This is a genomic window from Pseudomonas sp. NFXW11 (assembly GCF_049887815.1).
In the GTDB taxonomy this organism is placed as follows: Bacteria; Pseudomonadota; Gammaproteobacteria; order Pseudomonadales; family Pseudomonadaceae; genus Aquipseudomonas.
The window spans coordinates 194,457-207,091 of sequence record NZ_JAGEKI010000005.1 but is presented as its reverse complement, the minus strand read 5'-3'; the positions used below and the strand labels follow the sequence as shown (position 1 = coordinate 207,091).

Here is a 12,635-nt window from a genome sequence, read left to right as displayed (position 1 = left end):
ACTCATCGCCGCCCCGTCGCCTGCTCCCGGGGAACGGGTAGGGGCGACGGGGCGGCGATGGACGACAGGTGTGGCTCAGTTCAGGTCTTCCGCGCCCTGCAGCGGCTCATCGCCCAGCAGCAGGTCCTTGTCGTGGCTGACCTGTTCCTCTTCGAACATGCGCCAGGTCCTGTCGCCTTCGACCCCCAGCAGCTCGACGAAGCGCCGGCCTTCGACCTGGTCGGTCAACTGGCCAATGTAGCGGCCGTGTTCGGTTTCGCTGCGGGTGAGGTTGATCTTGCGGTCCTTCTCCGGCTGGGTCGGCGAGATCAGGTTGAGCTCCAGGGTCTTGGGCTGGCTGATGCCGCTCAGGCGCAGTTCCACTTCGCCGGTCAGTTCGTCGAGGTGCACGCTGGCACGCATCTTCAAGGTCTGGGCCAGCAGTTCGCGGTCCAGTGAGCGGTTGATGCCCTTGCCGGCCTCGTAGTAGTTGTCGTTGACCAGGTTGTCCGGGTTGTTCACGGCGATGGTCACCATGGACAGGGTCAGGGTCACCGAGCAGGCCAGGATGCCGATGATGATCCAGGGCCAGAGGTGCTTGTACCAGGGGCTGGTGATGGCTGTGGGCATGTTCACTTCTCTTTAGCGGACTTGTGGGCCGATGAACCGGCTCTTGGCTTCAATGTGGACGCTGTTATCGTCGGCGTCCTTGAGGATGAACTGCACCTCGTTGGTGGTCGACGGCAGTTGGTCGGGAGCAATCGACAGTTCCACCGGCAGGCTGACGATATCGCCGGCCGCCACGTGGATCTCGCGCTTGCCTTGCAGCTTCAGGTCCGGCAGGCCGGCAGCGTCGAGCACATAGGTGTGGTCGCGCTGGTCCTTGTTCATGATCTTCAGGCTGTAGACGTTCTCGATCCGCCCTTCGGCGTTCTCGCGGTACAGCACCCGGTCCTTGCTGACGTCGAAGCCCACCAGGGAGCGCATGAAGAAGGCGGTGACCAGCAGGCTGATCATGGCCAGCAGCACCAGGGCGTAGCCGATCAGGCGTGGGCGCAGTTTATGGGTTTTCTGCCCGGAGAGGTTGTGCTCGGTGGTGTAGCTGATCAGGCCGCGAGGGTATTCCATCTTGTCCATGATGCTGTCGCAGGCGTCGATGCAGGCGGCGCAGCCGATGCACTCGATCTGCAAGCCGTCGCGGATGTCGATGCCGGTGGGGCAGACCTGGACGCACATGGTGCAATCGATGCAATCACCCAGGCCCTGGGCCTTGTAGTCGGCGCCTTTCTTGCGCGGGCCACGGCTTTCGCCACGGCGCGGGTCGTAGGAGACGATCAGGGTGTCCTTGTCGAACATCACGCTCTGGAAGCGGGCATAAGGGCACATGTAGATGCACACCTGCTCGCGCAACCAGCCGGCATTGCCGTAGGTGGCGAGGGTGAAGAAACCGACCCAGAAGTACGACCAGCCATCGGCCTGGCCGGTGAAGAAGTCGATCACCAGTTCACGGATCGGCGAGAAGTAGCCGACAAAGGTCATGCCGGTGACGAATCCGATCAGCAGCCACAGGCTGTGCTTGCTGAATTTGCGCAGGAACTTGTTGGCGCTCATGGGCGCCTTGTCCAGCTTGATGCGTTGGTTGCGGTCGCCTTCGGTGACCTTTTCGCACCACATGAAGATCCAGGTCCAGACGCTTTGCGGGCAGGTGTAGCCGCACCAGACGCGCCCGGCATACACGGTGATGAAGAACAGGCCGAAGGCGGCGATGATCAGCATGCCCGAGAGCAGGATGAAATCCTGGGGCCAGAAGGTGGCGCCGAAGATGAAGAACTTGCGTTCTGGCAGGTTCCACCAGACCGCCTGGTGGCCGCCCCAGTTGAGCCAGACGGTGCCGAAATACAGCAGGAACAAACCGGCGCCGCCGATCATCCGCAGGTTGCGGAACAGGCCGGTGAAGGCGCGGGTGTAGATTTTTTCTCTGGAGGCGTAAAGGTCGACGCTCTTGCTGGCGTTCTTGGCAGGGGGGGTGACGTCGTGTACCGGAATCTGGTTGCTCATCATTGCATCCCACGGCAGTGGAAAAATGCCTCGATCAGTACGTGCCGATCGGGGTCATGAAGGGTGTTGCAGTGGCGCAATGATACGCCTGTAGCTCTAGCTCAAGGGTGCGACCTTTGGTCGCGTTGGGGGAAATCAACTGATGGTGTAATGACTTGAATCAATTGACTTGTGAATTATGCACCCTTTCAGACACCGCGCCGTTCAATTCTTCCAGGGGTTGAGCAGGCGCGCGCCAGAGCTTTCGAAGTCCGCCACATTGCGTGTCACCAGCGTCAGGCCATGCACCAGGGCCGTGGCGGCGATCAGTGCATCGCATTGATTGCTGCGGTCCGGCACATGCAGTTGGGCGCAGCGCAGGGCCACCGCGTTATCGATGGCCAGGATGCGTCCGGCAAAGGCCGGCAGCACCCGACGCTCGAGCCAGGCACGAAGCATTGCTCCCTGTGCCGGGTCCCGGCGTTCCATGCGCAAGATGCCCGTTTCCAGCTCCAGCAGGGTGATGGCCGAAAGAAACAGGCTGGTGGGGGCTATGCCATGGGCCCAGGCCTTGACCCCGTGATTGGCCTTGGGTTTGCGTAGCTCGGAGATGACGTTGGTATCGAGCAGGAACATCAGGACAGGTCTGTATCGCGTGGGGTGATCACGGCGCGCTCCGGAGTGAATTCAAGGTCCTTGGCCTCCGGCATCACCAGCATCTCGACGATGCTCAGGTTGAGGCCACTGAGTTTCTGGTACTCCTCAATGCTTAGCAGCACATGGGCCGGCCTGCCGCGATCGGTGATGATCACCGGGCCCGATAGCGCGGCTTTTTTGGCACCGCTTGTGTCCTGATTGAATTCGCGACTGGAAAGCGTGGTGATGGTCATGTCGGGAGCCTGTCCGGGAAGCGCAATGTAGAAACGTTACTACTGTGGTTTGGGGCAGGCAAGGTTGCACTGACGCACGGCTGTCGCGGGCAGGGTAGGGGGCAAATAAAACGGCCCCGCCAATCTGCATTGGCGGGGCCGTCGGGTGCTGCTTTCAGGCGTTGCGCTTACTCGGCGTCGGCCTGCTTGTCACCGTGGGACAGGCTGTAGACATAAGCCGCCAGCAGGTGAACCTTGTCGTTGCCTTGCAACTGTTCCTGAGCAGGCATCACGCCTTGGCGGCCGTGACGAATGGTCTGCTGCAGTTGGGCGAAGCTCGAGCCGTAGATGAAGGCTGCCGGGTGAGTCAGGTTAGGCGCGCCCATGGCTGGGGTGCCCTTGCCTTCCGGGCCGTGGCAGACCGCACAGTTGGCGGCGAACAGCTTCTGGCCATTGGCCGGATCGGCCTTGATGCCTTCCGGCAGCTTGCGGCCGTCGAGGTTGGTCAGCACATAGGCGGCAACATCGCTGACGCCCTGTTCCTTGATCACGTCGACCCAGGCCGGCATCACCGCATGGCGGCCGCCCATGATGGTGGCCTTGATGGTTTCCGGCTCGCCGCCCCAGCGCCAGTCGGCGTCGGTCAGGTTGGGGAAGCCATAGGCGCCCTTGGCGTCGGAACCGTGGCACACCGAGCAGTTGGAGGCGAACAGGCGCCCGCCCATTTTCAGCGCTTGCGGGTCCTTGGCCACTTCTTCAATGGGCATGGCGGCGTATTTGGCGAAGATCGGCCCGAACTTGGCATCCGACTTGGCCATTTCCTTTTCCCACTCGTGCACGCCGGTCCAGCCGGACTGGCCGTTGGCGAACGGGGTCTGCTTCTCGTTATCGAGGTAGCTGTAGCCCGGCAGTACGCCTTTCCAGTTGCCCAGGCCGGGGTACAGCACCAGGTAACCCAGGGCGAAGACGATGGTGCCGACGAACAGCATGAACCACCATTTCGGCAGCGGGTTGTCGTACTCCTCGATGCCGTCGAACGAGTGGCCGACGGTCTCGTCGGTCTGCTCGGTACGCTGGCCCTTGCGGGTCGACAGCAACAGCCAGGTCAAGGCGAAGATGGTGCCCAGACTGAGGACTGTGACGTACAGACTCCAGAATGTTGTCATTCTTTGTTACTCCTAGAAGCTTGCTCGACGTGCTTGATAGCCTCGGGATCATCCGCGAACGGCAACAAGGTCGCGTCTTCAAACTCGGACTTGCGCTTGGGGCTGAACACCCACAGAGCCAAACCGATGAAGGCCACCATCACGACAAGGGTGCCCAGGCCACGAATCATCCCGATATCCATCTAGATCACCGTTTGCTTTTGATGATGGTGCCCAGGCCTTGCAGATAGGCCACCAGCGCGTCCATTTCGGTTTTGCCCTTCACTGCGTCCTTGGCACCGGCGATGTCTTCGTCGGTGTAAGGGACGCCGAGCGTGCGCAAGACTTCCATTTTCTTCGCGGTGTCTTTGCCGTCGAGCTTGTTTTCTACGAGAAACGGGTAAGCCGGCATCTTCGACTCGGGAACCACGTTGCGCGGGTTGTACAGGTGCGCACGCTGCCAGTCATCGGAGTAGCGACCACCGACCCGGGCCAGGTCCGGACCGGTACGCTTGGAACCCCAGAGGAACGGGTGGTCCCAGACGCTTTCGCCAGCCACCGAGTAGTGGCCATAACGTTCGGTTTCCGCACGGAACGGACGAATCATCTGCGAGTGGCACTGGACGCAGCCGTTGGCGATGTAGACGTCGCGGCCTTCCAGTTCCAGCGCGGAGCGAGGCTTCATGCCTTCCACCGGCTTGTTGGTGACGTCCTGGAAGAACAACGGGACGATCTGGGTCAGGCCGCCGATGCTGACGGCGATGACCATGAAGAAGGCCAGCAGGCCGATATTCTTCTCAACTACTTCGTGCTTCATCAGTGAGCTCCAACTACAGCGATCTGAGCGGCGGCTTCAGCTTCAGCCGGGTTCGAGGCGCGAACGGTGCGGAACACGTTGTAGGCCATGAACAGCATGCCGGCGGCAAAGAACGCACCGCCCAGGGCGCGGACGATAAAGCCCGGGTGGCTGGCTTGCAGCGCTTCGACGAAGGAGTAGGTGAGGGTGCCGTCATCGTTGATTGCACGCCACATTAGGCCCTGGGTGATGCCGTTGACCCACATCGAAGCGATGTACAGCACGGTACCGATGGTAGCCAGCCAGAAGTGGGTGTTGATCAGGCCGATGCTGTGCATCTGCTGACGACCGAAGACTTTCGGGATCAGGTGGTACAGGGCGCCGATGGAGATCATCGCTACCCAGCCCAGAGCGCCGGCGTGTACGTGGCCGATGGTCCAGTCGGTGTAGTGCGAGAGCGAGTTGACGGTCTTGATGGCCATCATCGGGCCTTCGAAGGTCGACATGCCGTAGAACGCCAGGGACACCACCAAAAAGCGCAGGATCGGGTCGGTGCGCAATTTATGCCAGGCGCCCGACAGGGTCATCATGCCGTTGATCATGCCGCCCCAGCTCGGAGCCAGCAGGATGATCGACATGGCCATGCCCAGGGACTGGGCCCAGTCCGGCAGTGCGGTGTAGTGCAGGTGGTGCGGACCGGCCCAGATGTACAGGGTGATCAGCGCCCAGAAGTGCACGATCGACAGGCGATAGGAGTAGATCGGACGCTCGGCCTGCTTGGGCACGAAGTAGTACATCATCCCCAGGAAGCCGGTGGTCAGGAAGAAGCCCACGGCGTTGTGGCCGTACCACCACTGGATCATCGCGTCAGTCGCACCGGCGTAGGCCGAGTAGGACTTGAACAGGCTGACCGGCAGGGAAGCGTGGTTGACGATGTGCAGCATCGCGGTCACCACGATGAAGGCACCGTAGAACCAGTTGCCGACGTAGATGTGCTTGGTCTTGCGCTTGGTGATGGTGCCGAAGAACACCAGGCCGTAGGTGACCCACACGATCGCCAGCAGGATGGCCAGCGGCCATTCCAGTTCAGCGTATTCCTTGGTGGTGGTGTAGCCCAGGGGCAGGGTCACGATGGCGCCGACAATCACCGCTTGCCAACCCCAGAAGGTGAAGGCCGCGAGGCTGTCGGAAATCAGTCGCGTCTGGCAGGTTCGCTGCACGACATAGTAGGAGGTGGCAAACAACGCACATCCACCGAAGGCGAAGATCACCAGGTTGGTGTGCAGCGGGCGCAGGCGTCCAAAGGTCGTCCATGGCAGACCGAAGTTCAACTCCGGCCAGACCAGTTGCGAGGCGATGAAGACACCGAGCCCCATGCCAAGGATCCCCCAGACCACCGTCATGATGGCGAACTGGCGGACTACCTTATAGTTATAAGCAGTCGGACTGATTGCTGTGCTCATTCTAAGGTTCCACGGTTTGGGTGTTTTATTAGGGATAAAAATCGGCCGCAAGTATGGAGAAAGCAGGGGGTCATTGCAACGCGCCATGACCTGCGTCAATGCGTTCCATGCCTGATTCTGCGGCCTTTCCCTATGCCGAGTAGGGACAAAAAATCGCCCTCGGACAAGCTGTCGCAGTGGACAGAAAAGTCGGGGTTTCAGGTGGGTTGCAACCGGGTGGGCGGACGCTCTTGAATCAGCTGACAGGCGGTAAGTGAGTCGACAGCCGGTATAAACCAGCCTTTGCGGCCTGTCATCGATCTGAAGCTGTGAACCTCACGGATACCCTTGGCCTGTAACCGACTGTTGCCGGACCACTTCGGGGCAAGCTTAGTCCTGATTCGAATCAGTGCAAAGGAAGGGGGAGGAGGGGGTGCGACACTTAGTCGCAAAGCGGAGGGGGAGAAGCTTCAAGCGGCAAGCTGCAAGTGAAATCTCGCAGCTTGCCGTTGATCTTTTACTTGACGCTGTCAGCTTGTGGCTTGTCGCTGCTGTGGTGGGACAGGTTGTACACGTAGGCGGCCAGCAGTTGCACCTTGTCGTTGCCGAGCAGTTCGCTCTGCGCCGGCATATGGCCCTGGCGACCGTGACGGATGGTCTGCTGCAGTTGCGCCAGGCTGGTGCCGTAGATGAAACCGGCCGGCTGGGTCAGGTCGGGTGCGCCCATGATCTGGGTGCCCTTGCCGTTGGCGCCGTGGCAGGCTACGCAGGTGGTGCTGAACGCTTGCTGTCCGGCCAGCAGGTCGGCATCGCTGTCCGCTGGCAGGGGCAGGCCGGCGAGTTCGTGACGCACATAGGCGGCCACGTTCTTCACCCCGTCTTCCTTGAGCACTTCGCCCCAGGCCGGCATGGCGGCCATGCGTCCGCCCATGATGGTGGCCTTGATGGTGTCGGCGCTGCCGCCCCAACGCCAGCTGTCGTCCGCCAGGTTGGGGAAGCCGAAGGCGCCCTTGGCATCGGAGCCGTGGCACACCGCGCAGTTGGAGGCGAACAGGCGTCCGCCCATCTTCAGCGCTTGTGGGTCCTTGGCTACTTCTTCCACGGGCATGGCAGCAAATTTGGCGAAGATCGGCCCGAACTTGGCGTCGGCCTTGGCCATTTCCTTTTCCCATTCCTTGTTCTGGGTCCAGCCGTCTTCATAGCCCGGCAGGATGCCTTTCCAGTTGCCCAGACCCGGGTAGAGGATCAGGTAACCCACGGAAAACACCAGGGTGCCGGCGAACAGCAGGAACCACCATTGCGGCAGGGGGTTGTCGTACTCCTCGATGCCATCGAAGGCGTGGCCCATGGTCTGGTCCACGCTGCCCTTGGTCTCACCCTTGCGGGTGCCGACCAGCAGCCAGGTCAGACCGATCAGGCTGCCGATGGTCAGTACGCAGATCCACGTACTCCAGAAGGTGGTCATGGCCGAATGCTCCTTGTTGCAGGCTCTTGAGGTTGAGCGTCATCAGTTGTGTGGCTGGCCGGCGCCGTGCCCGGCATCGGGTCATCGGCGAAGGGCAGCAGGCGTGCCTGAGCAAACTCGGGATTGCGCTTGGCGTTGAAGACCCAGATCGACAGGCCGACGAAGGCAATCATCACTACCAGGGTCCCGAGCCCGCGGATCATGCCGCTATCGAGTGCAAAACCCATGGCTCACCTCTTGCTCTTGATCGCAGTGCCAAGCACTTGCAGGTAGGACACCAGGGCGTCCATCTCGGTCTTGCCCTTGAGCGAGGCCGTGGCGCCGGCGATGTCGTCATCGGTGTAGGGCACGCCGAGGGTGCGCATGACCTTGATCTTGGTTTCGGTATGGCTGCTGTCCACCGGCGCATTCACCAGCCAGGGGTAGGCCGGCATCTTCGACTCGGGGACCACGTTGCGCGGGTTGTACAGGTGCGCGCGGTGCCAGTCATCGGAGTAGCGGCCACCCACCCGGGCCAGGTCCGGACCGGTACGCTTGGAGCCCCAGAGGAAGGGGTGATCCCAGACGCTTTCACCGGCTACCGAGTAGTGGCCGTAGCGTTCGGTTTCCGCGCGGAACGGACGCACCATCTGCGAGTGGCACTGCACGCAGCCTTCGCGGATGTAGATGTCGCGGCCTTCCAGCTGCAGTGCGGTGTAGGGCTTCATGCCTTCCACCGGCTTATTGGTGACGTCCTGGAAGAACAGCGGGACGATCTGGGTCAGACCGCCGATGCTCACCGCGAAGACCATCAGCAGCATCAGCAGGCCAACGTTTTTTTCAATCGTTTCGTGTTTCATGGCGGACTCCTCAGGCCATCTGCGCAGCGGTGTTGACTTCGGCTGGCACCGCGGCACGCACGGTGCGCCAGGTGTTGTAAGCCATCAGCAACATGCCGCTGAGGAAGATCGCACCACCCACCAGGCGCACGATGAAGCCTGGGTGGCTGGCCACCAGGGTTTCGACGAAGGAGTAGGTGAGGGTGCCGTCTTCGTTGACCGCACGCCACATCAGGCCCTGGGCGATGCCGTTGACCCACATCGAAGCGATGTAGAGCACGGTGCCGATGGTGGCGAGCCAGAAGTGGGTGTTGATCAGGCCGGTGCTGTACATCTGCTCGCGGCCGAAGACTTTCGGGATCAGGTGATACAGGGCGCCGATGGAAATCATCGCTACCCAGCCCAGGGCACCGGCGTGTACGTGGCCGATGGTCCAGTCGGTGTAGTGGGAGAGGGCGTTGACGGTCTTGATCGCCATCATCGGACCTTCGAAGGTCGACATGCCGTAGAACGCCAGGGACACCACCAAGAAGCGCAGGATCGGGTCGCTGCGCAGCTTATGCCAGGCGCCCGAGAGGGTCATCATGCCGTTGATCATGCCGCCCCAGCTTGGCGCCAGCAGTACCAGCGACATCACCATGCCCAGCGACTGCGCCCAATCCGGCAGCGCGGTGTAGTGCAAGTGGTGCGGGCCGGCCCAGATGTACAGGGTGATCAGTGCCCAGAAGTGCACGATCGACAGGCGATAGGAGTACACCGGACGCTCGGCCTGCTTGGGCACGAAGTAGTACATCATCCCCAGGAAGCCTGCGGTGAGGAAGAAGCCTACGGCGTTGTGGCCGTACCACCATTGCACCATGGCATCGGTAGCACCGGCATACAGCGAATAGGACTTGGTGAAGCTCACCGGCACTTCCAGGTTGTTGACGATATGCAGGATGGCCACGGTGATGATGAAGGAACCGAAGAACCAGTTACCCACATAGATGTGCTTGGTATTGCGCTTGACCAGGGTGCCGAAGAACACGATGGCGTAGGCCACCCAGACAATGGTGATCAGGATATCGATCGGCCATTCCAGTTCGGCGTATTCCTTGGTGCTGGTGTAGCCCAATGGCAGGCTGATGGCCGCCAGGAGGATCACCAGTTGCCAGCCCCAGAAGCAGAACGCGGCGATTTTCGGCGCGAACAGCGTGGTCTGGCAGGTACGTTGCACCGAGTAGAACGAGCAGGCAAACAGTGCACAGCCGCCGAAGGCGAAGATCACCGCGTTGGTGTGCAATGGACGCAGACGGCCGAAGCTGGTCCACGGTAGGTCAAAGTTGAGTTCGGGCCAGACCAACTGGGCAGCGAGAAAAACCCCGAGCCCCATGCCGACGATGCCCCACACCACCGTCATAATGGCGAATTGGCGGACCACCTTGTAGTTGTAGGCGGTACTGATAGAAGTGTTCATGGTTCCCCATCCACGGTTCAGCTGAAGTGAAAGCGACTGCGCAAGGCAGGGCGCGCTCATTTCTTCTGGAGTTATAGGCAGACTAAAAGCGAGGCAAGCATGAGCAATGAGCACAAGGCCAGTATTGACGGGGATCAATGGGGGCAGTGCGTGCAGCAGCGGGGCTGGATCTGGGAGGCGGCGCGGGACGTGGCGCCGCGCTCCTCGGCGACGCTGATCCTGGCTCACGGTGCCGGCGCGCCAATGGACAGCGGGTTCATGAACGATATTGCCCTGCGCCTTGCCGGGCATGGGGTGAACGTCCTGCGCTTCGAGTTTCCCTATATGGCGCAGCGGCGACTGGACGGGGGCAAGCGTCCGCCCAACCCGGCGGCGAAACTGCTGGAGAGCTGGCGCGAGGTGTATGCCCTGGTGCGACCTTATGTCACTGGAGTGCTGGCGGTGGGTGGCAAGTCCATGGGCGGGCGCATGGCCAGCTTGCTGGCCGATGAGCTCAAGGTTGATGCCCTGGTGTGCCTGGGTTACCCCTTCTATGCCGCGGGCAAGCCGGAGAAGCCCCGGGTGGCGCACCTGGCCGAACTGGCCACGCCGACCCTGATCGTGCAGGGCGAGCGTGACGCCCTGGGCAACCGCCAGGCGGTTGCGGCCTACTCACTGGCACCCAGTATCGAGCTGCACTGGCTGGCGGCGGCTGACCATGATCTCAAGCCGCTGAAGGCCTCGGGTTTCACCCACGAGCAACACCTTGAAGCCACCGCGAGCAAGGTGGCCACCTTCCTCAAAGCACTGCCTGTCCCAAACCTGTAGGAGCGAGCTTGCTCGCGAAGCTCTGATCCGTATCGCCCAGCAGATCTTTCGCGAGCAAGCTCGCTCCTACGGTTCTTGGGTCGTTTCACGGGCATAAAAAAACCGCAGGCGAGTGCCTGCGGTTTTTTTGTGCCAAGCCTTGAGGCTTAGCGGTTGAAGCGTTCCACCAGCGAGTACTGGGTGTTGGCGGTACGGGTCAGGGCTTCGCTGAGCTCGGCCGAGTGCTGGGCCTGCTCCGAAGTCTGGTCCGCCAGTTGCGCGATGGTGCTGATGTTGCGGCTGATCTCCTCGGCCACCGAGGTTTGCTCTTCGGTGGCGGCGGCGATCTGGGTGGTCATGTCGGTGATGTTGGCCACCGCTTCGCTGATGCCCACCAGCGCCTGGTCGGCTTCCAGTACCCGGGCCACGCCTTCCTCGGCCTGGCGGTGGCCAGCGTCCATGGTTTGCACGGCGGTGGCGGCGGTCTGCTGCAACTTGGCGATCAGGGTATGGATCTGCCCGGTGGATTCGCTGGTGCGTTGCGCCAGCTGGCGCACTTCGTCGGCCACCACGGCAAAGCCGCGGCCCATTTCCCCGGCACGGGCCGCTTCGATGGCGGCGTTCAGGGCCAGCAGGTTGGTCTGGTCGGCAATGCCCTTGATCACATCCACCACGCCACCGATTTCGTCGCTGTCCTTGGCCAGTTGGGTCACGGTCAGGCCGGTTTCGCCCACCACTTCCGACAGGCGCTGGATGGCTTCGCGGGTTTCCCCGGCGATATCCCGGCCGCGCCCGGTCAGGCGATTGGCTTCCTGGGTGGCATCGGCGGTGCGTTGTACGTGGCTGGCGACTTCCTGGGTGGTGGCGGCCATCTGGTTGACCGCGGTGGCCACCTGCTCGGTTTCCACCCGCTGGCGTTCCAGGCCGCTGGAGCTGTTGTGGGCCAGGGTGTCGGACTGCCGGGCCTGCTCGTTGAGGTGCTCGGCGGTGTCCTGCAGGCGGGTGAGGCAGGTTTTCAGGCGTGCTTCCTGGCTCAGGATGGACATTTCCAGGCGCGCCTGGGCGCCGCGGCTGTCTGTGTACATCTGTGCGATCAGCGGGTCGGACGTGGTCTGCTCGGCCAGGCGCAGCAGGCGCTTGAGGCCGCGCTGCTGCCAGCTCAGGCCCAGCAGGCCCAATGGCACTGACAAGGCGGCAGCCAGGGCGAAGCCCCAATGGGAGTTGAGCCATACGCCAATGGTGAAGCTCAGTTGGCTGACCAGGATGAACGGCAACCAGTCCTGCAGCACCGGCAGCCACTTGTCCCGCTTGGGAATGGCCGACTTGCCCTGGTTGATTCGCTGGTACAGCGCTTCGGCGCGACGCACCTGCTCGGCCGTGGGCTTGACCCGTACCGACTCGTAGCCCACGACCTGGCTGCCTTCGAACACCGGGGTCACGTAGGCGTTGACCCAATAATGATCGCCGGTCTTGCAGCGGTTCTTGACGATGCCCATCCATGGCAGACCTTGTTTCAAGGTGCCCCACATGTGCGCAAATACCGCCGCGGGTACATCGGGGTGACGTACCAGGTTGTGCGGCGCGCGAATCAGTTCCTCTCGGGAAAACCCACTGATCTCGACAAAGGCGTCGTTGCAGTAGGTGATCACGCCTTTGGCATCGGTGGTGGAAATCAACCGTTGTTGAGCCGGGAAGGTACGTTCGCGCTGTGTGACAGGCTGGTTATTACGCATGTTTTTTCAATCCGCAAGGCTTTGATAGGGTGTCGGCCGCTTTAGTCGATTGTTGAAATTATTTTCCAATAATCGGCACTGGGTCTCATTGACAAAATGTGTCGCTTGC

Annotated in this window: 14 protein-coding genes; 1 reads left to right on the top strand and 13 read right to left on the bottom strand. The window is 61.7% G+C overall.

All coding sequences use genetic code 11. From position 1 onward, the window contains the following. Nucleotides 1–75: 75 nt before the first annotated feature. The 12 genes from J4P02_RS10445 to ccoN (J4P02_RS10390) all read right to left on the bottom strand — a co-directional run bounded on the left by J4P02_RS10445 (nucleotide 76) and on the right by ccoN (J4P02_RS10390) (nucleotide 10,007). On the bottom strand, nucleotides 76–609 hold the full coding sequence (locus tag J4P02_RS10445) for a FixH family protein (protein WP_426189778.1): 534 nt from the start codon (nucleotides 607–609) through the stop codon (nucleotides 76–78). Nucleotides 610–621: 12 nt separating this feature from the next. Next, nucleotides 622–2,037 carry a cytochrome c oxidase accessory protein CcoG gene (gene ccoG / locus J4P02_RS10440; protein WP_426189776.1) on the bottom strand — a complete coding sequence of 472 codons (1,416 nt, stop codon included), beginning with the start codon at nucleotides 2,035–2,037 and terminating at the stop codon, nucleotides 622–624. Between the two features lie 204 nt (nucleotides 2,038–2,241). Beyond that, on the bottom strand, nucleotides 2,242–2,652 hold the full coding sequence (locus J4P02_RS10435) for a type II toxin-antitoxin system VapC family toxin (protein WP_426189774.1): 411 nt from the start codon (nucleotides 2,650–2,652) through the stop codon (nucleotides 2,242–2,244). Further along, nucleotides 2,652–2,906 carry a type II toxin-antitoxin system Phd/YefM family antitoxin gene (locus J4P02_RS10430; protein WP_426189772.1) on the bottom strand — a complete coding sequence of 85 codons (255 nt, stop codon included), beginning with the start codon at nucleotides 2,904–2,906 and terminating at the stop codon, nucleotides 2,652–2,654. Before J4P02_RS10430 ends, J4P02_RS10435 begins: the two co-directional genes overlap by 1 nt. Before the next feature lie 167 nt (nucleotides 2,907–3,073). Then, entirely contained in the window at nucleotides 3,074–4,051 is a 978-nt protein-coding gene (ccoP, locus tag J4P02_RS10425; protein WP_426189770.1) for a cytochrome-c oxidase, cbb3-type subunit III, read from the bottom strand. Continuing rightward, the gene (locus J4P02_RS10420) at nucleotides 4,048–4,233 is read right to left on the bottom strand and encodes a cbb3-type cytochrome oxidase subunit 3 (RefSeq protein ID WP_426189768.1); all 186 of its coding nucleotides are present in this window, start codon (nucleotides 4,231–4,233) and stop codon (nucleotides 4,048–4,050) included. The genes ccoP (J4P02_RS10425) and J4P02_RS10420 overlap by 4 nt, the downstream gene beginning before the upstream one ends. 5 nt (nucleotides 4,234–4,238) lie before the next feature. Continuing rightward, complete coding sequence (gene ccoO / locus J4P02_RS10415) at nucleotides 4,239–4,847, bottom strand: cytochrome-c oxidase, cbb3-type subunit II (protein WP_426189766.1); 609 nt, start codon at nucleotides 4,845–4,847, stop codon at nucleotides 4,239–4,241. Continuing rightward, nucleotides 4,847–6,289, bottom strand: a complete 1,443-nt coding sequence (gene ccoN / locus J4P02_RS10410; RefSeq protein ID WP_426189764.1) for a cytochrome-c oxidase, cbb3-type subunit I — start codon at nucleotides 6,287–6,289, stop codon at nucleotides 4,847–4,849. Before ccoN (J4P02_RS10410) ends, ccoO (J4P02_RS10415) begins: the two co-directional genes overlap by 1 nt. Nucleotides 6,290–6,785: 496 nt before the next feature. After that, nucleotides 6,786–7,733: a cytochrome-c oxidase, cbb3-type subunit III gene (gene ccoP, locus J4P02_RS10405; protein ID WP_426189762.1), complete on the bottom strand. Its 948-nt coding sequence runs from the start codon at nucleotides 7,731–7,733 to the stop codon at nucleotides 6,786–6,788. Further along, nucleotides 7,730–7,960, bottom strand: a complete 231-nt coding sequence (locus J4P02_RS10400) for a cbb3-type cytochrome oxidase subunit 3 (protein ID WP_426189760.1) — start codon at nucleotides 7,958–7,960, stop codon at nucleotides 7,730–7,732. The genes ccoP (J4P02_RS10405) and J4P02_RS10400 overlap by 4 nt, the downstream gene beginning before the upstream one ends. 3 nt (nucleotides 7,961–7,963) lie before the next feature. Continuing rightward, the gene (gene ccoO / locus J4P02_RS10395; RefSeq protein ID WP_426189758.1) at nucleotides 7,964–8,572 is read right to left on the bottom strand and encodes a cytochrome-c oxidase, cbb3-type subunit II; all 609 of its coding nucleotides are present in this window, start codon (nucleotides 8,570–8,572) and stop codon (nucleotides 7,964–7,966) included. A 10-nt stretch (nucleotides 8,573–8,582) separates the two neighbouring features. Continuing rightward, complete coding sequence (gene ccoN, locus J4P02_RS10390) at nucleotides 8,583–10,007, bottom strand: cytochrome-c oxidase, cbb3-type subunit I (protein WP_426189756.1); 1,425 nt, start codon at nucleotides 10,005–10,007, stop codon at nucleotides 8,583–8,585. 99 nt (nucleotides 10,008–10,106) lie between these two features. Between ccoN (J4P02_RS10390) and J4P02_RS10385 the strand changes: the two genes are divergently transcribed. Further along, nucleotides 10,107–10,814, top strand: coding sequence for an alpha/beta family hydrolase (locus J4P02_RS10385; RefSeq protein ID WP_426189754.1), 708 nt, complete (start codon nucleotides 10,107–10,109; stop codon nucleotides 10,812–10,814). Between the two features lie 146 nt (nucleotides 10,815–10,960). Here J4P02_RS10385 and J4P02_RS10380 read toward each other — a convergent pair whose 3' ends face one another. Continuing rightward, nucleotides 10,961–12,526 carry a methyl-accepting chemotaxis protein gene (locus tag J4P02_RS10380; RefSeq protein ID WP_426189752.1) on the bottom strand — a complete coding sequence of 522 codons (1,566 nt, stop codon included), beginning with the start codon at nucleotides 12,524–12,526 and terminating at the stop codon, nucleotides 10,961–10,963. Nucleotides 12,527–12,635 lie beyond the last annotated feature (109 nt).

Coding starts and splice junctions, on each gene's coding strand:
- J4P02_RS10435 (WP_426189774.1), bottom strand. CDS start 2,652: ATGTTCCTGCTCGATACCAACGTCATCTCCGAGCTACGCAAACCCAAG.
- J4P02_RS10420 (WP_426189768.1), bottom strand. CDS start 4,233: ATGGATATCGGGATGATTCGTGGCCTGGGCACCCTTGTCGTGATGGTG.
- ccoN (WP_426189764.1), bottom strand. CDS start 6,289: ATGAGCACAGCAATCAGTCCGACTGCTTATAACTATAAGGTAGTCCGC.
- J4P02_RS10380 (WP_426189752.1), bottom strand. CDS start 12,526: ATGCGTAATAACCAGCCTGTCACACAGCGCGAACGTACCTTCCCGGCT.
- ccoO (WP_426189766.1), bottom strand. CDS start 4,847: ATGAAGCACGAAGTAGTTGAGAAGAATATCGGCCTGCTGGCCTTCTTC.
- ccoN (WP_426189756.1), bottom strand. CDS start 10,007: ATGAACACTTCTATCAGTACCGCCTACAACTACAAGGTGGTCCGCCAA.
- J4P02_RS10445 (WP_426189778.1), bottom strand. CDS start 609: ATGCCCACAGCCATCACCAGCCCCTGGTACAAGCACCTCTGGCCCTGG.
- ccoP (WP_426189770.1), bottom strand. CDS start 4,051: ATGACAACATTCTGGAGTCTGTACGTCACAGTCCTCAGTCTGGGCACC.
- J4P02_RS10400 (WP_426189760.1), bottom strand. CDS start 7,960: ATGGGTTTTGCACTCGATAGCGGCATGATCCGCGGGCTCGGGACCCTG.
- J4P02_RS10430 (WP_426189772.1), bottom strand. CDS start 2,906: ATGACCATCACCACGCTTTCCAGTCGCGAATTCAATCAGGACACAAGC.
- ccoG (WP_426189776.1), bottom strand. CDS start 2,037: ATGAGCAACCAGATTCCGGTACACGACGTCACCCCCCCTGCCAAGAAC.
- ccoO (WP_426189758.1), bottom strand. CDS start 8,572: ATGAAACACGAAACGATTGAAAAAAACGTTGGCCTGCTGATGCTGCTG.
- J4P02_RS10385 (WP_426189754.1), top strand. CDS start 10,107: ATGAGCAATGAGCACAAGGCCAGTATTGACGGGGATCAATGGGGGCAG.
- ccoP (WP_426189762.1), bottom strand. CDS start 7,733: ATGACCACCTTCTGGAGTACGTGGATCTGCGTACTGACCATCGGCAGC.